The organism is Corynebacterium kroppenstedtii (genome assembly GCF_016894245.1).
Classification (GTDB): Bacteria; Actinomycetota; Actinomycetes; order Mycobacteriales; family Mycobacteriaceae; genus Corynebacterium.
On record NZ_CP069792.1, the window covers coordinates 2456699 to 2483614 of the forward strand.

At 56.8% G+C, this 26916-nt stretch carries 22 protein-coding genes and 1 pseudogene; 17 read left to right on the plus strand and 6 right to left on the minus strand.

Features of this window, described 5'->3' with window-relative positions; genetic code table 11:
* Positions 1 to 449 precede the first annotated feature (449 nt).
* From I6J23_RS10505 to typA, 3 genes and pseudogenes are all read right to left on the minus strand, one after another.
* Positions 450 to 938, minus strand: a pseudogene (locus tag I6J23_RS10505) (PIG-L family deacetylase); the annotation flags it as partial.
* Positions 931 to 2958 carry an ABC transporter family substrate-binding protein gene (locus tag I6J23_RS10510; RefSeq protein ID WP_204582016.1) on the minus strand — a complete coding sequence of 676 codons (2028 nt, stop codon included), beginning with the start codon at positions 2956 to 2958 and terminating at the stop codon, positions 931 to 933. The pseudogene I6J23_RS10505 and the gene I6J23_RS10510, both read right to left, overlap by 8 nt.
* Positions 2959 to 2988: 30 nt before the next feature.
* Entirely contained in the window at positions 2989 to 4911 is a 1923-nt protein-coding gene (typA, locus tag I6J23_RS10515; protein WP_204582017.1) for a translational GTPase TypA, read from the minus strand.
* A 212-nt stretch (positions 4912 to 5123) separates the two neighbouring features.
* Here typA and I6J23_RS10520 point away from each other — a divergent pair, with 212 nt between their 5' ends.
* From I6J23_RS10520 to I6J23_RS10535, 4 genes are all read left to right on the plus strand, one after another.
* Entirely contained in the window at positions 5124 to 8900 is a 3777-nt protein-coding gene (locus I6J23_RS10520; RefSeq protein WP_204582018.1) for a cobaltochelatase subunit CobN, read from the plus strand.
* A 20-nt stretch (positions 8901 to 8920) separates the two neighbouring features.
* On the plus strand, positions 8921 to 9856 hold the full coding sequence (locus I6J23_RS10525; protein ID WP_204582019.1) for an ATP-binding protein: 936 nt from the start codon (positions 8921 to 8923) through the stop codon (positions 9854 to 9856).
* 66 nt (positions 9857 to 9922) lie between these two features.
* Positions 9923 to 11866: a VWA domain-containing protein gene (locus I6J23_RS10530; RefSeq protein ID WP_204582020.1), complete on the plus strand. Its 1944-nt coding sequence runs from the start codon at positions 9923 to 9925 to the stop codon at positions 11864 to 11866.
* 43 nt (positions 11867 to 11909) lie between these two features.
* Positions 11910 to 12539: a DUF402 domain-containing protein gene (locus I6J23_RS10535; protein ID WP_204582021.1), complete on the plus strand. Its 630-nt coding sequence runs from the start codon at positions 11910 to 11912 to the stop codon at positions 12537 to 12539.
* 87 nt (positions 12540 to 12626) lie between these two features.
* Here I6J23_RS10535 and I6J23_RS10540 read toward each other — a convergent pair whose 3' ends face one another.
* Entirely contained in the window at positions 12627 to 13841 is a 1215-nt protein-coding gene (locus I6J23_RS10540) for a TIGR03364 family FAD-dependent oxidoreductase (RefSeq protein WP_204583084.1), read from the minus strand.
* An 84-nt stretch (positions 13842 to 13925) separates the two neighbouring features.
* On the opposite strand from I6J23_RS10540, the gene I6J23_RS10545 reads away from it, so the two are divergent.
* Positions 13926 to 14705, plus strand: coding sequence for an HAD hydrolase-like protein (locus I6J23_RS10545; RefSeq protein ID WP_204582022.1), 780 nt, complete (start codon positions 13926 to 13928; stop codon positions 14703 to 14705).
* A 74-nt stretch (positions 14706 to 14779) separates the two neighbouring features.
* On the opposite strand, the gene I6J23_RS10550 is transcribed toward I6J23_RS10545, so the two are convergent.
* Positions 14780 to 16570: a formate--tetrahydrofolate ligase gene (locus I6J23_RS10550; RefSeq protein ID WP_239454918.1), complete on the minus strand. Its 1791-nt coding sequence runs from the start codon at positions 16568 to 16570 to the stop codon at positions 14780 to 14782.
* Between the two features lie 44 nt (positions 16571 to 16614).
* Between I6J23_RS10550 and I6J23_RS10555 the strand changes: the two genes are divergently transcribed.
* From I6J23_RS10555 to I6J23_RS10565, 3 genes are all read left to right on the plus strand, one after another.
* Positions 16615 to 16929, plus strand: coding sequence for a DMT family transporter (locus tag I6J23_RS10555; RefSeq protein ID WP_204582023.1), 315 nt, complete (start codon positions 16615 to 16617; stop codon positions 16927 to 16929).
* 232 nt (positions 16930 to 17161) lie between these two features.
* Entirely contained in the window at positions 17162 to 17305 is a 144-nt protein-coding gene (locus I6J23_RS10560) for a hypothetical protein (protein ID WP_204582024.1), read from the plus strand.
* A 281-nt stretch (positions 17306 to 17586) separates the two neighbouring features.
* Positions 17587 to 18708: a hypothetical protein gene (locus I6J23_RS10565; protein ID WP_204582025.1), complete on the plus strand. Its 1122-nt coding sequence runs from the start codon at positions 17587 to 17589 to the stop codon at positions 18706 to 18708.
* A 321-nt stretch (positions 18709 to 19029) separates the two neighbouring features.
* Here I6J23_RS10565 and I6J23_RS10570 read toward each other — a convergent pair whose 3' ends face one another.
* The gene (locus I6J23_RS10570) at positions 19030 to 19317 is read right to left on the minus strand and encodes a hypothetical protein (RefSeq protein ID WP_204582026.1); all 288 of its coding nucleotides are present in this window, start codon (positions 19315 to 19317) and stop codon (positions 19030 to 19032) included.
* Between the two features lie 412 nt (positions 19318 to 19729).
* On the opposite strand from I6J23_RS10570, the gene I6J23_RS10575 reads away from it, so the two are divergent.
* From I6J23_RS10575 to I6J23_RS10615, 9 genes are all read left to right on the plus strand, one after another.
* Complete coding sequence (locus tag I6J23_RS10575) at positions 19730 to 20194, plus strand: hypothetical protein (RefSeq protein ID WP_204582027.1); 465 nt, start codon at positions 19730 to 19732, stop codon at positions 20192 to 20194.
* 3 nt (positions 20195 to 20197) lie between these two features.
* Positions 20198 to 21814 carry a hypothetical protein gene (locus I6J23_RS10580; protein WP_204582028.1) on the plus strand — a complete coding sequence of 539 codons (1617 nt, stop codon included), beginning with the start codon at positions 20198 to 20200 and terminating at the stop codon, positions 21812 to 21814.
* Positions 21811 to 23289, plus strand: a complete 1479-nt coding sequence (locus I6J23_RS10585; RefSeq protein WP_204582029.1) for a phage portal protein — start codon at positions 21811 to 21813, stop codon at positions 23287 to 23289. The genes I6J23_RS10580 and I6J23_RS10585 overlap by 4 nt, the downstream gene beginning before the upstream one ends.
* Positions 23290 to 24015 (plus strand): hypothetical protein, encoded by a 726-nt coding sequence (locus I6J23_RS10590; protein WP_204582030.1) that lies wholly within the window; start codon positions 23290 to 23292, stop codon positions 24013 to 24015.
* Between the two features lie 92 nt (positions 24016 to 24107).
* Positions 24108 to 24671 (plus strand): hypothetical protein, encoded by a 564-nt coding sequence (locus tag I6J23_RS10595; protein WP_204582031.1) that lies wholly within the window; start codon positions 24108 to 24110, stop codon positions 24669 to 24671.
* A 29-nt stretch (positions 24672 to 24700) separates the two neighbouring features.
* Positions 24701 to 25129 carry a hypothetical protein gene (locus I6J23_RS10600; RefSeq protein ID WP_012732201.1) on the plus strand — a complete coding sequence of 143 codons (429 nt, stop codon included), beginning with the start codon at positions 24701 to 24703 and terminating at the stop codon, positions 25127 to 25129.
* Entirely contained in the window at positions 25129 to 26187 is a 1059-nt protein-coding gene (locus I6J23_RS10605) for a major capsid protein (protein ID WP_204582032.1), read from the plus strand. The genes I6J23_RS10600 and I6J23_RS10605 overlap by 1 nt, the downstream gene beginning before the upstream one ends.
* A 3-nt stretch (positions 26188 to 26190) precedes the next feature.
* Positions 26191 to 26589 (plus strand): hypothetical protein, encoded by a 399-nt coding sequence (locus I6J23_RS10610; RefSeq protein WP_204582033.1) that lies wholly within the window; start codon positions 26191 to 26193, stop codon positions 26587 to 26589.
* On the plus strand, positions 26561 to 26916 hold a 356-nt coding region (locus tag I6J23_RS10615; protein WP_204582034.1), incomplete at its 3' end, for a hypothetical protein. The genes I6J23_RS10610 and I6J23_RS10615, both read left to right, overlap by 29 nt.

The window sequence follows — 26916 nt, forward strand, 5'->3', positions numbered from 1 at the left end:
ATCCAACTCTGCCGGCCATCCGCGATCCACAATTGCGTCGCATGAGCACCCATCGCGTTCACCTGTGCCTGACTGTCCGCATCACTTAACTGCACGGCGAGGTCCACCAATTCATCCGGGACGAAGGCAAGATCCGGCTCAGTAAACTCATCCGGAGTCGTATCCGAGGACGCAGCATCACCGGCGCCCGTAACGTCGTCGGAAAAACTGAAATTCATCCCACTCGGATAAACCCATCCTTCGGGAATACGGGAGATTGTGTGGCCCGCCCGTTTGAGAGCTGTCTCACCCCGAACTGTCCATAACACAACAGGATCCGGAATGCTCTGGTCCATAGAGGTCTCGCGACCACCTTGACGGCGTGCCAATACGGCAGAAAACAGATCCATCCCATCGCCAGGCAATTCGTCGGTTAACGCAGGCGTGGACGTATGGGGCAGCCCCGAGACGGCCGCATGAGTGATCTCGTGAGCACGAATGTGATCGGGATGCCCATAGCCGCCATCAGGCCCATACGTGACCACAATATCGGGGCAAAACTCCCTCATCAGAGCCTTGAGCGCATCAACAGCCTGCTGCCCGGAGTTCACGAATGCTCGCGGATGGTCCGCAGACGGTGTTCCCGCCATGCCCGAATCTCGCCAGCGTCCCGCACCGCCCAGCACACACGGGCGGTGATGAACACCATTCACCCCCAGGATGCGGAGCGAATCCTCGAGCTCTCGATAACGAAAGCCTCCCAACATGTCGGCTTCATCGGCAATGAGGCCCTGCATCGGCTCACCAATGACCTCGCCCTGCTCCCCCAACGTGCAAGTGACCACACAAACATCAGCCCCGCGCCGGGAAAGGTGCGCTAACAAACCACCCGTCCACAGGGCTTCGTCGTCAGGGTGGGCATGAACAGCCATCACTCGGAGGCCACGCAAATCACTCATGACTGGAGGCATCCTCCTTATTGTCGTCCTTTGTATCGTTCTTGCTTTCGACGTTCGGATTGTCCTTGTTCTCGGCGGTCTGACTACTACCAGGCTGGAGCACTGAGTAGTCCTCGTTACGCGTCCACAGCGGCGCAGTCACAAAAATTCCGCCGCGCTCCGTCGTGGGAAGCTCGCCCGACTTGAGTGGCAAGCGAGGGGCTTCCAAGGCGGGGGTCGTCGCGAACACTTCGGTGTCCTGAAGTAACGCTAGACTGACAGCCTGGGAGTTCACTTTCTCAATAACTTTCTGCTTCATGCCATCGACATCGGCGAACCCCTCGGCGGCTTCCTTCACCTCATTATCGATCTCAGAGTCACACAAACCAGACATATTGGCTGCTCGGGCATACTTTTTCTCCCTCGACTTACGAGCGTCCCCGCCCTCCGTGGCACTAGGCGTGGCGTTACCCGACGTCGGAACTGGTTCAGATAACGACGATGACGGAGCTGAACTCTCCGGCTCCATCAATTCCGAACTTTTATCGGAATCCATCTCTTTCGACGGTCGATCAGCCGATGTGCACCCGTAATGGCTCGCCAACGCGGATGCAGTGGTATCACCCGATTGCCACGCGACGGTCGCGTCGGCAAGACCGAAGGGAAGAACAGATTCGACGATGTCAAGAGCCGGCAAAACGAGCGCTTTCGCGGGAAAACCAGCCTGCGTGAGTTGGTCAGCCACCGTACGCGCGGCAGTCACTGCTGCATCATCCGACTGATCAACGGCAATCCGGAAAGGCCTGGACAAAGCCGGGAATGCAGACTCCGAACCGGGCACAGCGGTGCCTGAAATCGTGGCCTCATCATGCGGTGCGCTCACTTCCATCCGCTCCCCAGCAATGCGGGCAACAGTATCCCGATCCACACTGTTAAGTATCCGCGCGCGCTCCCCCACATCATCCATATGCGGTGCAGCCGTGTTCAGCGACAACATCAGATAGCGGTTTTTCGGCGATACTTGCACCACGGAATGCGGTACCGAATCCAGCGACAGCTGCGTGGTTGCTTTCGGACGCAACGCCGCCCCTTGGACCTGCCCATTACGTAACATTTCCGCAGCCTCGGCAGCATTGTCCTGGGCCTGGAGAACGATCTTATCTGTCTTCGCGAGGTTACTTCCCCAATAACGGTCATTGCGCACCAATGTCACAATGCCACGGCCACTATCAATGGATTCCACCGAAAATCGGTTCCCCGACACGGGAACCGAATCCCTTAACATTGTTTGGAAGTTACTGGACGAGCGGTACAGGTGGCTGGGCAGCAGGTTAGTGAACAGTGAACGCCATGCTACGTACGGCTGATCAAAATGAACGTCCACCTGGTGGCCGCTCTCAGTCGAGGTCACGCTGCTTATTGCTTCGTACCCCGCCGGATCTTCAACCCCCGGCTGCGAGATCATTTGCTTCCACAAATATTCAAAGTCAGCGCCCGTGATCGGAGTGCCATCCGACCACTGCGCATCTGAGGCAATGGTATAGCGCACCGTAAACGGCTGTGGCGACGCTGATTCTGACGGCGCCGCCGACTCTGAGGGCGATACCGATCCTGAGGATACTGTCCCACTGCCTTCCACTACCTCGGCAGAGTCAAGGAGGTCCTGGTTCAGCTCCAGTTCCCCACCATCCTTTTCGACGAACGGGCTGGGCAGCACCAGTGAGGCCATATGGTCGACCAACGGAGTGTCATCGGAAACCAGATGTGGATTAAACCCCGGGCTGACATCACTGACCGCAAACGTAATTTTTTCCGATTGCCGGGACGCGGTGTCGTCGTTGTTTTTATTCCCATCGCCGGAATTGACGACGGGTGCCGACCCGGGGCGCGCGCTACAGCCGGCCAACACAGATGTAGACGCAACACCGACTGCAACGCTAGCAGCCACAACCGCCCTCAGGGCAGTGGACGTCACGCCATTCGGATGAGCATGAGAGCGCACCCGAATGGTGGGTCGGTGTCGTTTACGCGTTGTGTTCATTATCCATCGCGGCCATTAAGGCTACTGTCGTTATTTCTTCCCCTGCTTCGCTTTTTGCTTAGCGTGTGCAGCAGCGCGTCCTCGTTCTTTGGCATCCAAGATCACTTTCCGCACACGGATGTTCTTCGGTGTGGCTTCGACGCATTCATCGCCACCACAGAATTCCATGGCCTCATCCAAGGAGAGGGTATGAGCTTTGGCCAGGGTGACCGTCGTTTCCGCCGTCGCGGAACGCATGTTGGTTAGCTTCTTTTCCTTCGTGATGTTGACGTCCATGTCTTCTTCGCGGTTATTCGCACCAACAACCATGCCTTCATAGGCTTCCACACCAGGTTCGACGAAGAACTGACCCCGGTCAGCCAGCTGCTGCAAGGCGTAAGCGGTGATCTGCCCGGCGCGGTCAGCAACCAAGGACCCTGACGCCCTGTCTTTAATATCGCCAGCCCACGGCTTGTATCCATCGCTGTAGGAGTTTGCGATACCCGTACCGCGGGTTTCTGTCATGAACGTGGTTCGGAACCCGATGAGACCACGCGCAGGCACGGAGTATTCCATGCGGATCCACCCGCCGGCACCGTTGTCCATGGACAGCATCGTGCCCTTCCGGGCGGCCATGAGCTGTGTGACGGCCCCTTGATGTTCCGACGGGACATCGATAACGAGGTGCTCAAAGGGCTCGTGAAGGGTGCCATCGATAGTGCGAGTCACCACTTGTGGCTTGCCGACGGTCAGCTCGAAGCCTTCGCGGCGCATGGTTTCCACCAGCACGGATAGTGCCATTTCACCGCGGCCTTGAACTTCCCACGCATCTGGGCGCTCGGTCGGCAAGACTTTCAACGAAACGTTACCGATGAGTTCTTGCTCCAGGCGGGACTTCACCAAGCGAGCGGTGAGTTTGTCGCCACCACCGCGACCGGCCAAGGGCGAGGTGTTCACACCGATGGTCATCGAGATCGCTGGTTCGTCGACGGTGATCGGCGGCATTGCTTCGGGGTGCTCGGGATCCGCGAGGGTATCGCCAATCATGATTTCATCGATACCTGCGACGGCTCCGATGTCGCCGGCGATGACCTGGTCAGTGGGGACGCGCTTCACGCCGTCTTGACGCAGAAGTTCCGAAATTTTCGCGGTCTTGGTATGCGAGTTTCCGTCGCTATCGTGGTGAATCCAGGCGACCTGCTGCCCCTTCTTCAGGATGCCGCGGAACACGCGCACGAGGCCGATACGCCCCAGGAACGAGGACGAGTCCAAGTTGGTGACGTGCGCCTGCAAAGGAGCGTCAATCTCAGCAGATGGCTCTGGCAAAACGTCATACAAGACGTTGAACAGGTCTTGAAGATCCTCAGCGTCGGGTACATTCCCGTTACCGGGATTCTCCGTGGACGCCTTCCCGGCGCGACCGGACGCATACAGAACAGGCAGCTCCAAATTCTTTTCGGCAGCTTCCTGAGCCTCCGGATCATCCAAGGACGCAGCCAATTCGAGCAAAAGGTCCTGGGCTTCGTCGACAACCTCGTCGATACGAGCGTCGGGACGGTCAGTCTTATTCACGACGATGATGACGGGCATCTTCGCTTCCAACGCTTTGCCCAACACAAAACGCGTTTGAGGAAGAGGCCCCTCGGAAGCGTCGATAAGGAGGACGACACCATCAACCATGGATAGTCCACGCTCGACCTCACCGCCGAAGTCGGCGTGGCCGGGGGTGTCAATGACATTAATAATCAAATCGGTGCCATTTTTGCCCATCCCCTTGCGATGGATAGCCGTGTTCTTGGCAAGGATGGTGATACCCTTTTCCTTCTCCAAATCCCCCGAGTCCATGACCCGGTCGACGACCTCGTCATGATCGCCGAACACGCCTGACTGCTGAAGCATGGCATCAACAAGTGTGGTTTTGCCATGGTCAACGTGGGCGACAATGGCAACATTGCGAAACTCTGGATGGCTCACTGAGCAAAATCTCCTGGGGTAGAAAAACTCACCGTAGGTCAAGGGCGGTGAGCGAGGGTGACGCGGCATCTCCACCGGTCACACCATGGGGCACCCGAACGTGCGAATCGTGCTCAGGCTACCACCTCCCCCTATCCCTTTCATCTTTCCTATGCTGTGTGGTGGTACAGCCTTGGTTCGATATCACGCCAACTTCTCGTTAGGACACTGTCATGCGCATTCTTTTTCTCGGATTCGGTGGCTCCATTGCGCTCACTATGCACTCCGCATGGGACGAATTCCGCGAGAAGTATGCCGCAGACACCGCGGACCCCGACGACGAGACCGCTGGGGCTGGTGCTGGCGATGCTGGTGGTACTGAACCTGTTGATTTACGTCACCGGCCTTTCGACGCCGGGACCCTAGCAACCGCAGACGATCTTGATGCACAACTGGCTGCAGCTGATGCCGTGTTCGTCCAAGGTCCGATGACGCCAGAGGATATCGACGCTCTGGGGACAGCCCTTGACACGGCCATTGAGGAAACGCACAAGTCCGGGCGTGCGTTCGTCGTCTCTGCATCGGTGCCCTGTGCCGACCCCATCGTTGACCGGGCAACCTCACCTCGGCCAGGAATCACAGCGCGTCTGCGGGAAGCGCTCCGGCAACTCACGCCCGGTGGAATGTGCCACGCCATCCGCCTGGTGCGCACCGTCTTAGCCGGGGCACCCGATCCTGGTTCTCTCGCACAGTCACGGCCGCACGGCATCATTTCTCTTGACGACGATGACCTCTTGCGCGCCTGCGGGTATTCCGTGAGTCCGACGGGTGGGGAAACTTCGGCCGATGGGGATCACCGCCCCCAGATCGTTCGCGCTCCAGAGGGCGTACGCATTGGAATTGCCGCCAGCCCATTCCAAGTTGCCAGCCACGACACCCTCGCGGTCTCGTATATCGCGAAACTCGTTGAGGCCAGTGGCGCTACAGCCATCGTGTGGGCAGGAGATCCCACCGACGTGCCCGATGGCGTCGAGCCTCCACCAGCCGTGGACGCATGGATGAACCTCACCGGTTTCACGCTTGCGGGAACGCACGCGAATCCTCGCGTCAATAATGGCGTCGAGTTCCTTACAGACTCCGGCGTTCCCATGATCACCCCGGTCCCCCTCTTGCGGATGCCCTTGGATCGGTGGCAAACGTCGGATCTGCCTGGTTTGACAGCGGGCCAGGTATCAATGAATATCGCTATTCCTGAATTCGAATCAGGAATAGCTCCATGGGTGATCGGTGGGCGTGGTATTCCGGCCGTTAACTCTGCTGACCCCGATCACCCCGTCGACCCGCGACTCGCCGTCGAGCGCATGCTTCCCGACCCCTACATGTGCGCACTCGTGGTGAACCGCGCCATCAGAACCGTGGCACTCCGCCGCCTGCCCGCGGGTCAGCGAAAACTCTCCATCACCATTTTTGGCCACGACGCCGACGGGACAATTGGTACCGCCGCACATCTCGATGTGTTCCGCTCGCTGTGGAACTTCCTCCACCACCTCCGCGCCGAGGGCTATACCGTCGATATCCCCGAATCTCCGGAGGCCCTGGTCGATAGCCTTTTCGATTCCGACGCGGGTAACCGCAATACGAGCCATGTCGCAGCAACATGGCCCGCCACGGAGTACAACAAGGCGTTAACGTCGTCGCAAGTCAGCCGGATCGATCGACTATGGACGCGGACCCCAGGAATGATCGACACGGACGGCCGCGACCTCTTCATCCGCGGCGTTCGCCTTGGCAATGTGTTCATCGGCGTACAACCAGATTTTGGGGATGTCGCGGACCCCCTCAACGTCCTCATGGCGCCCGAAGCCTCCCCCTCACATTCTTTCGCCGCCTATTACCTCTGGCTGGAACACGAATTCAGCCACGACGTCATGCTCCATTGGGGGACCCACGGGGCGTTGGAATTCATGCCCGGGCGTTCCACCGGGCTGATCAAGGATGACTGGCCGCTGCTCCTCACCGACAGCGTCCCGCATTCGTATTTGTACGCAATGAGCAATCCCGCTGAGGGCACGATCGCGAAACGTCGATCCTTCGCGGGGTTAATCAGCTACCTCACTCCCCAACTTATCGACGCTGGCCTCCACGGTGCCCTCGCCGCGGCCGCCGAGGAAGCCTTCAGGCTGTTAACGTCGGCAAAGGACGGCTCGACGGAGCTGAATGCTGAGACCTGTTCTGAATTGGTCACGTTGGCCGCCGAAGCGGATCTGACCGACTATCCCCCACCCAACAGCGACGATGCAGGGAATGGCGATAGAGCGAACGGCGATACAGGGAACGTAGAACACGGCGGGGGCGACGATTCCCACAATCTCTGGCATGAATGGGTCAGTAACGTTTCCGCTACCGCAGAGCGGATCCGCCGTACCCCTATTCCAGAAGGCCTTCACACTCTCGGCGAGCCTCTCAGCGAGGATAAAACTGGACGGATACTGAGCCTCGCCTGCACCTACCCGTTGGCGACGTCCGATCCCCTTGCTGATCACCTGGACGAAGAACACATCACGGCGGCCGTCAACGCCGTCGTCCATGACGATTTCGCGCGATTCACTTCCCTCGTGGCGGGCGCATTCGATAGTGATGCGGAGACCACAACTGCAACCCCGACGTCGTGGTTCCGCCACCTCCGTCGGCTCCACTCCCAACTAACGTCGTCGAAGGAAACCGAGGGGCTCCTCGCGGCACTATCCGGAAACTATATTCCCCCTGCACCCGGAGGAGAACCCGCATCACGCCCTGAATCCCTCCCCACTGGCCGGAACACACATGGCGCCGACCCGGCCACCATGCCCACGCCCACTGCGGCCCGACGCGGCGCGGCCACCGCCGACGCACTCGTCGAACAAATACGGCACGAAGAAGGCCACTACCCCGAATCCATCGCCATGGTGATCTGGGGAATGGACAACGTCAAAACCAACGGCGAAGGCATTGCACAAGCATTTCATTTGATCGGTGCAGAGCCTCTCACCGACGAGCGGGGACGCGTCAGCCGATTCCGGATCATCCCCCTCGAGGAGTTGAGACGGCCGCGCGTCGACGTCGTCTGCACCATGTCGGGCGTCGGCCGAGATCTTCTCGCGGGCCCCATGGAGCTGCTTGACGATGCCATCCACGCCATCGCGTCACTACCCGAAGAAGCCGCGGATAATCCCCTTCGAGCCCACGCCATGCAACAGGCGGAAGAACTTGGCCTGGACCTCGATTCGGCCGCGACCCGCATTTATGCGACCGCGCCGGGCAATTATGGGACCGGTGTTAATAAGCTCGTGCAGTCCTCGGAGTGGGATGACAATTCCGATTTGGCTGAAGTGTATCTGCAACGAATGGGACACGCGTGGGGCAAGCACGTTAAGGGCAAGGAGAACCGGGCTCTCTTGGAGTCCAGTCTGTCTCGTGTTTCCGCCACATTCCAGAATGTGGATTCGACTGAGATTTCGTTGGCCGGCGTCGACCATTATTTCGAGTTCCTGGGCGGTGTGTCGAGCGTCGTCGAGACGGTATCGGGTGCACGGCCATCCGCGAAGGTTTCTCACGCTTGGCAGCATGAGACCAATGTTGAGTCGCTGGATGATGCGATGAGGTTGGAGTCTCGGACGCGTCTGCTCAATCCCGCCTGGTATGAAGCCCAGCTCAAGCATGGTTATCAGGGTGTGGCGAACATCCGGTCCCGTTTTGAAAACACGTTCGGTATGCAGGCTACGGCCCGCGTCGTCGATAATTGGGTTTTTGACCGAACTGCGTCCACATTTATTACCGACGATGACATGCGCGAACGGTTAGCCGAGCACAATCCTGCAGCTGTTCTCTCGATGACGGAGCGTCTGCTTGAGGCCGCGGACCGTGGCCTCTGGGACACAGACGACGATCTACTCGACCAATTGGAAGATATTTCAGATAGCCTGGATGCGACCGTCGAAGGTGTTACTCCGATGTCTTCCGCCCGGCACTAACGCGAATCGTAGGTAACCGAATGAACCGCGTGTATCCCTTTACACACATCCACGGACAAGATGAGCTCAAAGAAGCACTAATCCTCTGCGCAATTGATCCCGGCATCGGGGGTGTGCTGGCTTTCGGCGACAGGGGAACAGGAAAAACGACGACAGTCCGCGCACTAGGCCAATTGCTGTCACATCACGGTGAGTCTTCGTCCAACACCACACCTGTTATCGACGTTCCCCTCGGCGTGACTGAAGATCGCCTGATTGGCTCGCTTGATATCGACGCCGCACTGACAACGGGCGAGGCGCGGTTTCGCCCGGGATTATTGGCCGACGCCAACAATGGGTTCCTCTATATCGACGAAATTAATCTGCTCGATGACCATTTGGTGGATGTCTTACTCGATGTCGCGGCGTCTGGGGTCAACATTGTGGAACGCGACGGCATTAGTCACACGCATCCGGCGCGATTTGTGTTGGTGGGGTCGGGCAACCCTGAAGAGGGCGATTTACGGCCACAATTGCAGGACCGGTTCGGTCTTGCCTTGCGCGTGGACACTCTTACCGATCCGACTGAGCGCATGACTATTGTTCGCGAGCGACTCGCTTTCGACGCGGACCCTGAGGCTTTTCTTGATGACGCCAAGGAAGAAGAGCAGGAATTGGCCACGTCTATTGAGCAGGCGCGTGACCGCGTCCGTGATATTGAGCTCAGTGAAGATGCTGTGCTTACTGCCGTTGAGGTCTGTACTGAAACGGGATGCGTGGGGCATCGGGGCGAGCTGGTCATCACCCGTGCTGCACGTGCACGGGCTGCCCTCCACGGTAACAACACTGTGACCAGGGAGGATGTTGGTGCGGTGGCCCTCGCGGCGCTCCGGCATCGCGTGCCAACCGAGGCATTCGAAGCCCCCGGCGATATTGATTCGCGGTTGACGCGCACTATTCACCAGGTATGTGAATAACTTGTCTGGTGTGAGTAGCTATTTTTCCGACCAGTAATGAGCTCGATCAGTAACGAGGGTGACACCATGGCACATCCTGACTCTTTGGCACACGCCATTGATGCACTACAGGTATGGGTTCAGGCCTGCCCTTCGTGGCTGTTGCTCACCGGCGATTCCGTCCGCATCAACGAGTCCTTAGACACACTGGGGGAACTCTGGGCGGACACGAAGCATAAATCGGTGATCCGCATAAGCCCCAGTATGACGCCCACCGACATCACACGGATGAGCGCGTCCTTCATACACGATCGATCCGACGTCACGGAAGAAGACGGGGTTGCGCGTAGTGGTGATGCATCCGAATGCAGTGCGACTGAGGGTGATGTTCTCGTCATCATTCACAATGCCCATCTTCTTGAGGTGGATACCGCCGCAGCCGTCGCCCAGCACTTCTCGGCATGCCACGTCATTGCTGCTGTGCCTGATTCACGCCAAACCGCGACACTCGATGAGGTACCCGCCGTCATACTCGATCATGTCGGCCCGATCCTTTCGGCTCCTTACACCACCGACCCCGCCCTGATTGCCACACTCGCGTCGCGTTATATGCCGGCTGGTCCTTCCCGCACGACCATAGTCGATAAGGATGACGATGCCGCCGATGGTGATGGTTTCGACGGTGCCGACGTCGCCACTAAAGATTCTGATACCGGGAACGACGGCACTCAGCCCGTCGATGGTGATGATGAGCTCAGCCAATGGGTGGCCAGAGCACTCATGTCGCATCTCGGGAGTGCAGCGACGCCGGGACTACTTCTGAACGCCATATATATGGCGCATGCTGCGCACAGCCTCGGGCACGCCACGGAACACGTACACGAAGCCATCGTCGATATGTTTATCCGACCTCGACTCCCGGACGACGTCGACGGCTCGGACTTTGACGATCACCCACGCGATAACGACGGCGACGACCAGAACCGCGAGGAAGGAGACAATAGCGAGGAAAATAAGAACGCCATTCCGTCTGCGACGAAACCGGAGGATGCTGACGCACAACATTCCCCAGACGACCAGGACACCACTGACACCACCGCCGATGAGGAGCCTGGCGCCGATGATTCCTCCGAGAACTCCTCACCAGGTGGCGGCGACTCCGGTGACACATCGCACGAGGATCGCAACGTTCCTCCCCATAATGACGACGCCTCCACGGGAGCGGAAGCACGAAACACTGACCCCGTCGATAAGCCTGATGACCAGCCCTTAGCCATCCCCCACGTCCCCCGCCGGGGGCGGACGTCAACCACGGTATGGCCTGGCCGTCATGGGCCTCGTGGGATTTCTCACCGCGGTCGTGTTCGTCGAGTTATGCCAGCGCGAACACATGACACCGATCTTGCGATTCTTCCCACTCTCGCTGCAGCTGCGCCATGGCAGCGATTTCGGCACCGTCATCAGGATGATCAGCTCAATCGACACGATCAGCGTCGGATCATCCTCACTCGCGATGATCTCCGCACGGCTCAGCGCGAATCTGCCGGCGGCGAACTAGTCATCATCATTGTTGACGCATCCGGATCCATGGGCCGCGGCGCCATCCGCACGGCAAAATCCACCGCCCTAGAGGTTCTGCAATCAAGCTATCGCGACAGAAGTAAAGTCTGCATCATCGTCGCCCGGGGACATGAAGCAGCTATCGGGTTGCCCGTCACTCGGAGCCTGTCACGAGCCCGACGATGCCTCACCTCACTGCCCACGGGTGGTGGCACTCCCCTAGCATCGGCGCGGCTCCGAGCAGCCAGTATCGCCCGACGGTTTCCGCCCGAATTAGTCCGCGTCATCGAACTCTCCGACGGCCGTGCCAACGTCGGCCTTCCCCATTCACACGGCACCCCCACTGAGGATGCAGAGAAGGCCAAGTATGAACTCGATGCCGTGGTGTCATTGGTGACGTGCATACCGGTGTCCTCCCGGGGCCGGTCTCGACGGCGACGCCGTAACCGCAACCGCAATCGTCGAAATTAAACCGGCACAATTAACAAACCAGCACATTTCACGCAGGACGGCTATGCAATCACCAACTACTCAGCCCCATCACGGAGCTACCCACTCGCCCAAACACGAAACATTCGATATCGACAGCAAGACAAATATTGACCCTAAAGGCTTTACGCGCACCGTCGATAAGTATGTCGAAACATCATTCGGGTTATACATGGCTAGAGGAGCCGACCACCCACGGTTCGGATATATCGAAGCCTGGTTGTTGCGCGAACCGGATATCCGAATCACAAAATTCCACTTTCGGCCAGAAACAAAAGCCAGCGACCCGCTCACCGGCAGGCAAGAGTTTTATATCGACATCGCACACAACGCGCGTGATCGCGAGCGCCCAATCTGGACGACCACCGACTACTACGCAGACATCGTTCTCTACAACGGCGATCCAGGCGAGCTGAACCGGGATCGCGACGCGCATGACCGCTATTCCATGGAAGTTCTGGATCTAGACGAACTCGAAGACGCCTACACTCAAGGCTTTATCTCTGCCACCGACTTGGCTCACGCTCTATCCGTCACAGCAACCGTCGTTGACGGGCTGACGACCTACGGGAATATTGACTCCTGGTTAGAGCAGTTCAATATCGCCTTAACGTGGGAAAACCCCGACGATATCTCATTGACACCTGCGCCTTAATCGTCGCTAATAGACACATTGCGTGAGCAATTACCCACAATAAAACGGCAGCAGCCACCGTCTGGCTCGTTGTACTAAAACTAACGGTTAAAAGGCAGGCGCATCGCGGTGTTCAGTAATCAAAGTTGCGATCCCGAACGACAAGGTCATCCCGATACCAGAAGCGACGACGGCCACCGTGGTGCGGTCGTCGGGCCGCTCAAGAACAAGGTTGGTGTCCGGGCTGTCCGCGTATCGGCCCTGCCAGCGCTGGCGCACCACGGGATACTCGATGCCGAGATATGCGGACGCATTGTCCATGAGCAGGTCCGCGATGCTCTGCTGAATAAAGGGCTCAGGAGATTGCGCATAATCGTGGGAATCGCCGATAAATATTCCGCTACCGCTGGAGTTGAGGCCAGGGATCGCGCCCTCCGGTAAAGCAGTGGCCATCAGGTTGGCAATGCATCCCACTAATTCGGGCTTCGTGTCTAATAATTCTTCACGCAGATCCGGCACACCGGGCATGGCAGCAACGCCGTCATAACGGGCGAGCGACGTTCCCGTCAGCATCGCGAGGTCCGCGGGGATATGGTCGGGGCGGTCAATCAACGCCATGGTCAGGATGCAGGTCCTCAGCCCGTTGCGCTCCGCAATATCGGGGAATATTTCTCCGACATGGTGCCCCGGGCAGACGACGACCTCCTCGGCTGAGAATGTTCCACGGGAGGTATCAACCTGCCCGTCCCCCACATGGTGAACGGCCGTGTTCCAGCTAAATTCGACGCCATTCGCCGCTAGCCATTCTGCCAGGCGCGGCGCGGCTTCCCGAGGATTGACCCTCATGTCAAGTGGTAAAAGTGCCCCGCCGATGATGTCCCCCTTGCCGCTACTGCCGGAGCCCGTGAGGCCCAACCGTTCACGCGTGTCGTCCGCACTCAAGAGCGTGACTTGTTCAGACCCGCGGTGGTCGTGGAACTGCCGGAGCACAGTCATCTCGGTCTCGCTCACAGCGGGTACGACTGTGCCGGGTTGCGCTGCCCACAAGCCAGTTTCAGCGGCGGCTGCTTTCCACCCATCACGCGAGTCTGCCGCGACATCCTGAATAGCGTCAGCTTGGGCAGTGAAGCACGCGTGGCCGAAGTTTTGAATAGAGGCGCCGACCGGACGGTTAGCACGATCAATAACGTGAACTCGCCGTCCCTGGTGATGAGCGCGCCACGCAGTAGCAAGGCCTACGATGCCTGCGCCCACGATAATGAGATCGGTTTTACTACCCACTCCGTTCTCGTGAGACAGTGTTTTCTCGGCTGACCTAAACATATCCATAGTCTCTATGGTGGTCGTCGTTACTACGATCTGTCGAGTTTTCCTTAACCACAACGCGAAAACTGTTAGGGTTCAGGCATGACCCTCCTTGTATGCGATATTGCTGGCACCACCATCGACGAAGGCGGAGTCGTGTACCGCCAATTGCGCGAAAGCGTGGAGAAACAAGGCATCACTGTCACGCCTGATCAGGTTAACCAGGTCAAGGGAACGGAAAAGCGCAGCGCGATTATCACGCTGCTGAGCTCCGGCGGTTTTACCCCGTCGGAAGAGACCATCACCACTGCATACAACGATTTCCTCGAAGGGCTGCAGACCGAATACACCAATAACCCGCCGACGCCTATCCCCGGAGTGGAAAAGCTTTTACGGGAATTCCAGCGCACGGGCGGAAAAGTTGCGCTGACCACCGGATTTCAGCGTTCGATTGCCGAGATTGTCCTCTCCGCGGCTGGGTGGGGTGCCCGTGCTCTGTCTATGGCTCCGGATGAAACAACCGTTTCATCTCGACTTATCGACGACGCAGACAACGCCCCATTTTCCGTCGACGCACTGGTGACAAGCGACACCGTGCGGGCGGGCCGTCCCGCGCCTTACCTGATTCATCACGCCATGGAGCTCACCGGCGTGACGAACGTCGCTGAGGTGATTTCTGCGGGCGACACCACCGCCGATCTGGATGCCGCCACGAATGCAGGGGTGCGCGGAGTTGGCGTTCTCACGGGGTCGTTATCACGTGATGTTTTGGAGGCCCGGCCGCACACCATCGTGCTGGACTCCCTGGCTGACCTGGGCTCATCGGAATCACTGTCAGCTCTTAATGCTGCAGGCGAGGCCGTGACCGAACTCAATGGTTAAACCGAACGGCTAAACGCGGGGATCTCGCTTCACTCCGCCCGCGCAGCCCGGGCACCCAAGCAGCCCGAACGCGTCTAAAACAGCCCGGTAATGGTTCCGTCGTCGGTGACATCAATCTCCATGGCAGCCGGGTGCTTCGGCAGCCCCGGCATTGTGAAAACTGTTCCGGTGAGGGCCACCACGAATCCAGGGCCGAGCTTGGGGATCAGCCGTTGAACATGCAGTGTGTGATTCTTCGGTGCCCCGAGCAGCGACGGATCGTCAGAAAATGAATACGGAGTCTTGGAGATACAAACCGGTAACGTATCCCACCCGTGACGCTTCAGCTGAGCCAGGTCTTTACCGGCTTGCTGAGAGTATTCGACCTGCTCAGCGCCATAAATGTCGTGCGCAATGGTCGTGATGCTTGCCTTAACACCTTGTTGCGGATCGTAAAAACGCGTCTCTGCTGCACCTGATTGGCCTGTATCGGTCCGCACCGGCTCGTCCGCTAGCGCTTCACGAACCTGGGTTACCAAGTCAGCGGCCCCTGCACCGCCTTCACCCCACACATCGGCTACGGCCGCACGAAGTCCATGGTCGTCCGCCCACTCCTTGATAGCCGACAGTTCAGCGTCGGTATCAGTGATGAACTTATTGACGGCCACAATCGGCTGCATTCCCAGCCGCCTTAGTGATGCACAATGGCGTTCCACGTTGGCCAGACCGGACCGCACGGCCTCCACGTTCTCCTCGTTGAGGTCGCCGCGTGCCACACCGCCGTTGTATTTCAGCGACCGGGCAGTCACCACAATGACTGCCACGTCCGCGGCAAAATCGCCGGCCACCGAGGCAATATCCGTGAATTTTTCCGCACCCAGATCGGCTCCGAACCCGGCCTCTGTCACCACAACATCAGCCAATTCACGTGCGGTGTTAGTGGCGATGACACTGTTGCAACCATGCGCAATATTCGCGAATGGTCCCCCGTGGATCAGCGCCGGTGCCCCACCCAGAGTTTGGACAAGGTTCGGCGACATCGCATCGCGCAACAACGCAACAAGGGATCCCTCCACGCCCAAATCATGCACGAAGACCGGATCATTATCGCGCGTATAGCCGATGAGCATACGGCCAAGCCGCTCCCTCAAATCGGCGAGATCCCGCGCTAAGCACAGAACCGCCATCACTTCGCTGGCCGCGGTGATATCAAATCCGGCTTCGCGTGGCACGCCGCCACCTTTGCCGCCCAAACCAGTGATGATGTTTCGGAGGACACGGTCGTTCACATCCAGACACCGTCGCCACACGATCTTCCGTGGGTCAAGATTCAGCGAGTTCCCCTGCTGAACGTGATTATCGATCAGCGCGGCCAACGCATTATTAGCCGACGTGATCGCGTGAAGATCCCCCGTGAAGTGCAGGTTAATATCCTCCATGGGGACGACCTGCGAGTATCCCCCACCCGCAGCGCCACCTTTCATACCCAGCACTGGCCCCAACGACGGCTCGCGCAGAGCGGCCATCGTTTTCACACCCGCCGACGCCAGCCCGTCAACCAAACCAATAAGGACAGTTGATTTCCCCTCCCCCGCCGGCGTCGGAGACATGCCCGTCACCAGGACAACCTTCCCCTTCGTTGCACTCTGTGCTAACTTTCCGACGGTCACCTTGGCCTTCGTCGTTCCATAAGGCACCGTAGCTTCTTCGGGAATTCCGGCACGCCGAGCGACGTCGGCAATAGGTTCTAATTGGTGAGCTTGAGCGATGCAAACGTCAGAAGGCTGGCTGCTGGTGTGAGCAGACGCTTCTGTGTGATCAGACGAGGACGGGTTCGAGGGTTTTTGTTCAGGTGCAGACACGGTTCCCAGAATACCTAGGGCCATGCCTACCCGAGGGCAGTTGAAGAAAAAGAGAGGTAACGGACACCATGGCGTGGATCATCCTGATTGTCTCTGGCCTATTCGAGACCACCTGGGCCGTAGCGCTCCACGAGTCGCAGGGATTCTCCCGGCTCGTGCCCTCCGTCATTTTCGTTATTGCCGCCGCGTTGAGCATGGTGGGACTGTCGCTGGCGATGCGCGATGTCCCCGTCGGCACGGCCTATGCGGTATGGGTATCCATTGGAGCCGTTGGCACCGTCGTATGGGGAATGGCCACGGGGCAAGAGACGGTCTCTTTGCTCAAGATCGTATTCCTGTGCATGATCATCGGCGGTGTGGCCGGCCTTAAAGCGACGGGTTAGCCAGTTAATTTATGATATCCGCTGGTCAGAGACGGTGCGGACAGAATCCTGAAGCATTATGATTTCGTGACTGACCCTTAGCGCTCCCCGGCGGAGAAAAAGGCTGACTTAAAGGACTTCGATCAGATCCGGGCAGTCACCAAGCCCTTACGGGTGCTGGGTTATCCGGGGCGATGGACACTGCACACGTCGCTTCGGAATCGACGAACAAGAAAGCCCAAATCTTTTCGCCATGAAAAGCCGACCCACTATTCTTTTTGCCACCACGCTAGCTCCAGCTGTGGAGAACTATCTCTGGTTCTACAACAACAATCGCATCACGAACACACTCGGCAGACTGACTATCAAAGAACACCGCCGGAGGATGGCGGCTTAACTTGTCCAAAAAGTGCCCGCACCGTCTAATGTCGTATACCCTGGTTAGAACACTGAAGCGCCAATGGTATTTTGCCTCCGCCAGCATCAAAAACCACGAGCGTTCCCGCCAATACTACGACCGAAGCCCCACAACGGCTTGCTAAAACCACACGAGCACGTCTCGTTCAACATGGGATGGTTGTTTATTAAAGAAAGAAAAAAGCAAGCTTATAAGGGGTTTCGGTAACGAAGGAGCAGTTCCAATAAACTTCTTGGATGTTGTAATCGGAGGTTTCTTTAATGAAAATCCGGATTAAAGGCAACGCTGAATCCTGGATATCACTCAATGTTGTATCTGATGCTTTCGCGACCTCACTATTCACGGCTGGCATCGGCTACTACACGGCAGAGGTATCCCTTATTAGCGCTAGTTATAGTATGCGCGCCGTAGGAATAGGTGTACTATTAGGAACTTTTTCGTCGTTAGCTATAGCAAGAATGGCAGACCTATTCGGCACCGTGAGGCTTTTAGCCGGAGTACAGTTTTTACAGATCGCTTGTTATATCTATTTAGGTTTCGGACCGAGAAATCCAGCGAGTATTTTCACATCCATTCTCCTAATTTTCTTCCTTGGAAGACTTGTCTCTCCTCTACGGGGGACTCTACCGCCTCTATACCTTAAGCGCGAACAGCTCCTAGAGTTTAAAACCAAATTACGCACCATCACTCTCACTGTCGTCTTTCTAGCTTCTATAACTGTGTCCCTCGTGGCCGCATTACATCTTCGTATGGAGATGCTGATAGTCCTCGTTGGCATAGCTTCGTACGGTTCTTGTGTAGTTTCAACTTTACAACTTTCTTATATGCCAAATAGGGGCACAAACGTAACGAATCCTAGCCCCACACTTAAAGCACTCTCACTCAGCGAGTGGAGAATATGGTTTGCCCTCTTCGTAATTTTTTCAATTATTTCAGTAAGCGCTTCAATTACTCCCTATGCTATTAGTTCGTGGGGAAGTAAGACGTCGTGGCTCATCACATTCTCTTCTGTTGTTGGAATTATAATCAATATCGCAATTCATCGAATCATTTCCACCAAGGAAAGATCATTTAATCGATATACAAATCATGTTCAGCTCGCCGCAGCGGGCGGAATGGGTTTAGCTGCCTTATCTATCTTGTCAGCAGCCATTTGGTTCTCTGCTGGGTTAATTCCATTTTCCTTGGCTATGGTCGTTGTTATTTTCACGTTTCACACGGGCCAGACGATTGCAACCGTGGTTGCTTGGGATATCCAATATAATGCGGGATCAGACCATAACCGGGCTTTGATAGTCGCAATATATTCACTCTCGGCCTCTTTAGGCACCGCTTTAGCACAGTTGTTAGGAGCCAACATATATAATCTGATCAATCGATAATTATCGAATTAATTTTAAGGGTTTTATCGCAGACGCTTGATTTGTTTTTATTTTCCCGAAATTTCCAACAGCGCTTACAACGCAGCCTTCGATCTCTACGGTAGCGACACAACCCCATTGGCCGGGGTTTGTTCTGTCCTGCATTCCCACGCCAATAGGGTTGATCGATGAGTAATGACACAGTAGTGTCCCTAGATCTAAGCCCCGACGTACCCAACGTATATTGAGCACGACGGGAATATAGCGCCCCTTTTTAGTTTGAGCCGGTCCTTACCGTGGCAAGTTTGCACCGGCGCTGACACTGACCAACGTATAGCAGAGCTACTTCTCATCACGCAGATCATTGATCGATTCGGCGAGCGTAGCGGTCGGGTGGCGCTTTTGGTGTTGGGCAATCTTTTCACTACTTAGCATGGGCTTGTCGCTCTTTTTTACGTTTTGACTGAGCAGTTCCGGAACCACGACAACGAGCCCAGCTACCAGGCCTAGGTTGGTAGCCATGGCATAATTGCGCTTCACTGCAAACCAGATCGCTCCTACAACGCATACTGCGCCGACGACCCATAAGAATGGTCTTATCTTGCGAAGAACAGATTGGATTTGCTTCATAGTTCGCCGCCTTGGGCGCCTACTTCAATATCTGTCGCCCCATGACCATGCGGCAGATCTGGTTCGTTCCCTCGTAAATCTGCGTAATGTTTTTCGTATTTTCGTTTAACCTGCTACTTTATCGTTGTTGCTGGTCAGAGGATTATAGTAATTCTGATTATTTTCATTAAAACGGTGGCTACGGGACCTCGTGCGGACTTTTTGCGGACTTTTCACACCTCGCCACAGCCCTAAAACACAAAACAGAACCGGTACGCACAGCCACCCCGACGCAAACCCCTATATGTAAAGAAATGGCCCCGGGCCGAAAAGCCCGAGGCCACTCTCCCCCCTAGCGCAGCTGCAATACCAACATAGCACACTATAATCGAACACGCATACGAATGACATAACCCACAATGGAGGTAAACCTATGCCAGGCCGAGGACCAGCACCCAAAAACCCGAAAACACGTGCGAGAAGAAACGAACAAAACATCCCACAACGAGAAATCGTCGTCTCCTTCGTCCCACAACCCGCACTCGAAGACATCTACGGAGACACCAACCCAGCAACCCAACAACCCTGGACAGACCAAACACTCCAATTCTGGGACACCCTCGCCACCTTCCCACCACTCAAGACACAAGGCCTCCAACAAACACAATGGCTCGACCTTGCCCGCACCATGGTCATCGACGACGCATTCAACCGAGGCGACACCCGGCTAGGCCCAGAACGACGACTACAACTCGCCCAGTACGGCATCACACCCGACAGCCTGGCACGCCACCGCATCACCATGGCCACCGCTGACGAAGCAGAAGACAAACGCCGCGCCTCCCGAGCCGCCGCCGACGTCCGAGGCCGCTACAGAAGCCTGAAAGCAGTTGACTAACTCATGCCATTTAAACCCAGCGAGGCCGGAGAATTCCCCTCCCTCGGATGGGAATGTCTAGCCTGGATCGAAGAAAACCTCGCACAACCAGACTCCGCCGAATACAGGCCACTCATCCTCACCCCAGACCAAGCCAACTTCCTCATCCACTACTACCGGCTTGACCCGGAAACAGGGCAACGGATATACACGCGCGGGATTTTCTCACGCCCCAAAGGCTCCGGAAAGTCCCCACTCATGGGCGCTATCGGAGCACTCGAAGCGCTCGGCCCTGTTTGTTTCGGCGGGTGGGACGCAGCCGGACAACCGGTCGGTGTCCCCTGGTCTCACCACGTCACACCACGCATCCAATTCGCAGCTGTTAACGAAGACCAGTCAAAAAACGCCTACGGCCCACTCCTCAAAATGCTCCGTGACGGGCCAGCAGTAAACAACTACGACATCGACCCTATGGAAAGCTTCATCGCCCTACCTCGCGGTCGTATAGAGTTCATCACCTCCGGCGCTTTATCTAAGGAGGGTGGCAGGCCAGTGTGGGCGGCTCTCGACCAAACGGAATCATGGACACGGTCGAATGGTGGTGTGGCGCTCGCCGACACTTTGCGACGCAACCTCGGGAAGGTGGGAGGACACTCCATTGAAACACCGAATGCATTCCGCCCCGGATCAGGCTCCGTAGCAGAGAAGACATTCCAGGCTGTCGAACTTGAAAAACAGGGGCGGCTCAAGCGGGAAACCATCCTGGTTGACCACAGGGAAGCCCCCGCCGACACTGATCTTTCCGACCACGACTCCCTCTATCAAGGGTTGGTCTATGCCTACGGGGACTCAGCGCGAGATCGGGGAGGCTGGGTAGATATTGAACGGATTATTACTGAGATTTGGGACCCGTCGACCGACCCGTCCGATGCCCGACAGTTTTATCTTAACCAGATAGTGTCCGCCTCCGACTCGTATCTGTCTCACCTTGAGGTAGACGCCATCGAGGATCGCAACAAGGCTATCCAGCCAGGCGATAAGGTCGTGCTCGGTTTCGACGGATCACGAGGCCGTGTCCGAGGCAACGCTGACGCAACCGCCCTGGTGGGGATGCGCGTTTCGGACGGGCACCTTTTTGAAATTGCAGTGTGGCAATCACCAACTCCCCGTGATCCCACCTGGGAACCAGATGCCAAGCAAGTCGACGCTGTTATTCGAGGGTGCTTTTCCCGCTACCGGGTCGTCGGCATGTATTGCGACCCGTCAGGGTGGACTGAGCATGTCTCAAGCTGGGAGGCGGAATTCTCACCCAAACTCAAGGTCAGGGCCACCTCGGATCACCCCATGATGGCGTGGCCACGTGGGAAAACCGCTTCAGTGTATCAATCACTGACTCAATTCCGACAAGCCGTTGTCCACCGCGAAATCAGCTACGACGGAGGCCCCTATCTAAGAGCTCACTTGCTTAATGCGCGGCGGCGAGAAGTACGAACCGGATATTTGCTCTACAAATCATCGCCAGAGTCGGCTGATAAAATCGATGCAGCATATGCAGCGGTCATGGCCTATAAATGCTATCTCGACGCTGTGTCACGGGGGATAACGAAACAGAAAAAGAAGAGGGGGTCATTTGTCCTATGACCGGTGGACTAACGCAAACGGAAGACGACATTCTAAGCCTACTGAGCAGTCAGGTCGGATCACACCGAGCCAGCAATGATCGGCTGGCTGCCTACTATGACGGCACACACCGAGTCCGGCGAATCGGTGTGGCCGTGCCACGCACCCTCGGGGACATTGGGGTGGTGTCGGGCTGGCCAGCCACCATTGTCGATACCTATGGCGACTTGCTACGCATGGACGGCTTTATCTCTCCTGACTACCCCGACCAGATGCGCACCATCACCCGCCGGTTCAACGTTCCGCTGCGCGTCTCAGAAGCCATTTTAGACATGCTGATCTTTGGGCTAGGCCTACTTGCTGTCGAGCCAGACACGACGGGCCAATTCCGACTGCGCTCGGTCTCCCCCATGTCCGGATCACTGTTGTGGGATGATGCCACCAATAGCCCAGTGGCTGGCTACCGACGGTCCGGGGTTGATTCACAAGGCTATTATCGCGAAGTCCTCTACCTACGTGGGCAAATCGTCATCGTGCTGCAGGATACGGCCCGGATTCAATCAGTCCAGAGATACCCCATCCCCGACAACGGGTTCCCCATGTTCAGGTTGCGCAACAGGCTACGCACCTCCCACTGGTCAGGGCAATCAGAAATCACGCCAGCCGTGCAATATCTCACCGACGCCGCCGCCCGCACCCTGGAAAACATGGAATACAATTCCGAGTTCTATGCCTCACCTCAAAGGTGGGCTACGGGGGCCTCACCCGAAGACTTTGGTTACGACCCTGACGGCATGTCTGAATTTGACCGCGTTGAGATGGGGTGGCGCACGTCCATCGGCAAGATGCTCGTCCTCAATGGCGATGAAGATGACCAAAAGCAGCCGAGTGTCGGGCAATTTGCTTCTTCACCCCCGACCCCATTTATTGAGCAGGTTAGGGCCTATTCTCAGCTCATCTCTTCGGAATCGAAAATCCCGGCTCAGTATTTCGGATTCATGACGCAAAACCCGCCATCGGGTGATTCCATCCGCGTGTGGAAAGAGCAGCTTATTCGCGCCTCAGAAATCAAAACCGAGCTGATGAACCCGGATTTGATTGCGCTCGCTCAGGTGCTCGCTTCGCTGACTGAATTTGATGATGAGGTGGATGCGGATCGGTTAGCCGATGGCCTCGAGGTGGATTGGAGAGACCCGGCGACAGCGTCGAAAGCCGCAGATGCCGACTGGGCGCTCAAACTCCTCTCCGCTGGTGTCCTCTCCCCTGATTCTCAGGTTTTGCTCGAAAACCTGCATTTCTCTGCTGCTGATCGTCTGCGAATTGAGCAGGAAAACCGGAGTAAGCGCCTGTCTGCTCTCGCGAAGGTCATGGCTGCATCCAAGACGGACAGCGACCAATCCAGCTCGCCCAACGACACCGAAGACGGGGCGACCGAAGCAGAACAAGTCCCCTCTCCCGATGAGAACGCCAGCCAAGACGCGAAAGAGGGAAGATAAATGGCCACCGTGGATGTTGAACACCCGTGGACATCGATTACCCCAGTGGTTGATCGGATTACGACGCTGGCCATTCGTGAGCTCAACATGGAGGCCGCTACCATCCCGGACGTCACCGACAACCCTTATGAGCAAAAAGACCTGTTACGGCAGCTAGCGCGGGAGACCATCGACGCCTACGGCCTATCAGTCACGGACGCGACAATGGCGTGGCTCGAGGAGCAAGAAGAATATATGGGAATGCGCCCGGTGGCGTGGGAGCCGAAGAAAGTTGATATTGATCGTGTGGAAGCACGGATGGCCCATGACTTCGGACCGTTGTTCTTCGACGAGGATGGGTATGCCACCACGGTGAAGAATGTGGGTTTTCTTGTCTCTGACGAGTTGTACGGTCGGCAGCGCAAGACGACGGAGTCTACGGCATGGAACGGTCATGGGGCGTGGGCTCGGGTGGCACATCCGGGTGCTTGTGCGTTTTGTATGTTGATGGCGTCACGCGGTTTTGCCTACAAAACGCGGGAAACCGCAGGCGGTGGTCATGCGGGGGCGCATTATCACGATCATTGTCGGTGTCTGGTGATTTGCAAGAAGCGAGGGAAGGTTGAGCTTCCTGACAGCACGATTCGGGCTCAGAAGATTTATGCCGAGGGGCGGGAGCAGTCCCCTACTGGCAAGCCGGAGGATATTTTGTCATCTATGCGAAAAGTTGGGAATCTCAGTCACTGAACGTATGTGCTAAAATGTGTGATGATTGCGGTACTGTCCGGAAGGGATGAATGCCATGACCGTAATTGACACAAGCACATAGAGGAGTAGCTGTGACTGCACATGAGGGGGATCACTCCGATCAGGAGGCCGAAAAGGTCTCTGGAGTTGAGGACTCTGCATCCGAGGCCGAAAAGGCAGAGTCGAATACAAGTTCTAGTGACTATCGACAAAAGTACGAGAAGATGCGCGCCCATTCCCGCACATGGGAAACACGGGCAGAGAAGTCGCTTGAGGAAGTCAAACACCTTACAGCCCAGCTTGACTCGTTGAAAGATGAGAACGGCAAGCTTGAGGAAACGGTGGAGGCACTTCGCTCACAATTGTCGGAGACGACGAGCCAACTTGCTGAGGAGACGCGGCATCACGATCTGACAACGCGCATTGCAGATTTGGGCGGCAACATTGGTCAGCTCTTTGATTCGAAGCGCTTTTGTAAAGCAGTAGACGAGTTGGATCTTGATGCCGATGATGCAGACTCCACGCTGAAAACGCTCATCAAGCAGCACAGCACTGCTACCGCCCCTAGCTCGTCACTGACATGGGAGCAGCCCGGCCAGGGCATTTCGAAAGGTGAAGAGCTGTGGAATCGCCGTAAGGCACGTCGGGGGGCGTAACATCATTCATCAACTATTCGGGGGGAATTATGCATATTCGGCCAACATTTGACCGGTATTCTCCTAGTGACCTGTCTTGGCTTGGTTCACGTCATGCTGTGGACAATGCGGAGACGGGAACATTGGGGGAAAAGACAACCCATATTCGACGGGCAGTTTTACCGTCGGGCACCGCTTTGCACCGTGACGGCGACTACTGGCTTCCGGTGACATCGAAAACGCAGTCTGTGGACGGTTTTTTGCTCACTGACCAGGACAATGTTCCTGGAGAGGTTGTGCCCATTGTGTGGCATGGCCGTATCCGCGTTGATCGTCTTCCAGATTCAAACAACCGCGTGAAAATCGCAGAATGCGATCATCCTGAGTTCACGTTCGTTCACGAGCCGTCCGATTCTCTATGGAATGAGGATGGCTCGACGAATTTTGATCAGGTCGGATCACTGCGAGGTGATATTTAATGGGATCGTCACAGATTTGGACTGAGGTCCTTTCCCCTCAGGATTTAACGGTGTATGCCAACCACTACCTCACTGACCTTCAAGCCAACGGGTACTCCCTGTCCGCCTATTTCCCCGATCAGCTGGTCAATGACATTTTCTTCGCCTGGAAAACCGAGGAAGACACCAACCGGCTGGCGGAGGTACGCTCCGCCGATGCGGAGACCCCTATCGGATCGATGGGCGGTGGCCATAAGGCCACCATGCAACTGCCCCTCATTGGGCAGAAAGTCCGCATCAACGAGATGGACCAGCTGCGCAGCTTCCGGCAGGGCAATGCCGAGTTCCAGGAAGACGACATGACTAAGGCCACTGAAACGGTCGTCCGTGCGGTGGCTAACCGCGTGGAAGTGGCCCGTGGCGATGTTCTCACCACTGGCCGCGTTCGTTACGCCGAAAACGGCGCGATTGTTGATGCAGGTATTGGCCGCGATAAGGAGTTCGAGGTCACACCGAAGAAGCATTGGGACGATCCCAACGCTCCGGCGCTTGAAGACATCATTGATTGGGCGATGGCGTATGAGGATGCTAATGGCACCAAGCCGGGCACGATCATTGCTTCACCCAAGGTTATCCAGAAGCTGCAGGTTAATGCGCAGTTCCGTGACTCTGCGAATACGACTGGTGAGTTAGCTCGCGTCTCTTCTGGGGCCATTAATGCTGTGCTCCAGGACCAGGGGCTGCCGGGTATCACCTCGTATTCGAAGTCAGTACGGGATGGGAATGGTTCTCGCCGCATCCTGGACGAGAACACCATGTACTTCCTGCCTCCTGAGACGCAATCTGGGCTGTTGGGCTATACGGTGTGGGGCCAGACTGTGGAGATGAATTCTCCGGAATATCAGCTCACTGGTCTAGGCCAGATCGCTGTGGGTGCGTGGCGTGAGAATGATCCGATGGCGTATTGGGTTCGTGCGAACTGTGCTGTCCAGCCGATTTTGACGAATCCGAATATGGCGATGGTCGCTCATGTCGTCAAGCCGGAGAGCACACGTAAAGCTGCCAAGGTCTCGAAGTAGTCAGTGAGGGGCGGCACTGTGGATGTGTATTGCACGGTCAGCGATGTGACGGATCGTTTGACGATGGAGCCTGATCGAGATGATCGCCGGTTTATTCGGGCGATGATTGATGAGGCCACTGTCGCCATTGATGCCTATATGGGTGGTCATGTGGGTGATGATGTTCCGTCTGCTGTTCGTGTGGTGTGTGCTCGGGTTGCCGCTCGTGCGGTCAGTCGTGGCTTATCCACTGCCCCGGTGGGGGCCGAGTCTCAGTCTTTTACTGCTGGGCCGTTTTCTACCACGCAGAATTTCGGGTCGAATTCGAATGGTGGAGGCGTGTTTTTGACTGCTGAGGACAAGCGGATGCTGCGTTCTGTGGGAGGTGGCCGTCGTGGCGCGTTCACGGTCTCGTTGTACTAGGTCGGGGTTTCCTCTGCCCTTCGCAGTGCAAGTGCGTCGCCGTAGGGATTCAGGGGTTGATGCGTTCGGTAACACGACCAGGTCGTGGGGGGCGCCGGAGTCTGTTCGGGTCGCTGGCTGGTGTATTGATAGCTCTGATGAGCATGGTCCTGATGATCGGGATGTTCGGCGGGTGGATTGGGCTGGTTCTTTGTTGGCTCTTCCTGGCTGTGTTTGTGCTGGGGATCGGGTGGAGCTTGGTGGTGCCTGGTTTCTTGTTGCTGATGGTGGCCATGACTACACGCATGGCCCGTGGTGGGATCCGGGTGTGGTGGAATACAAGCTTCA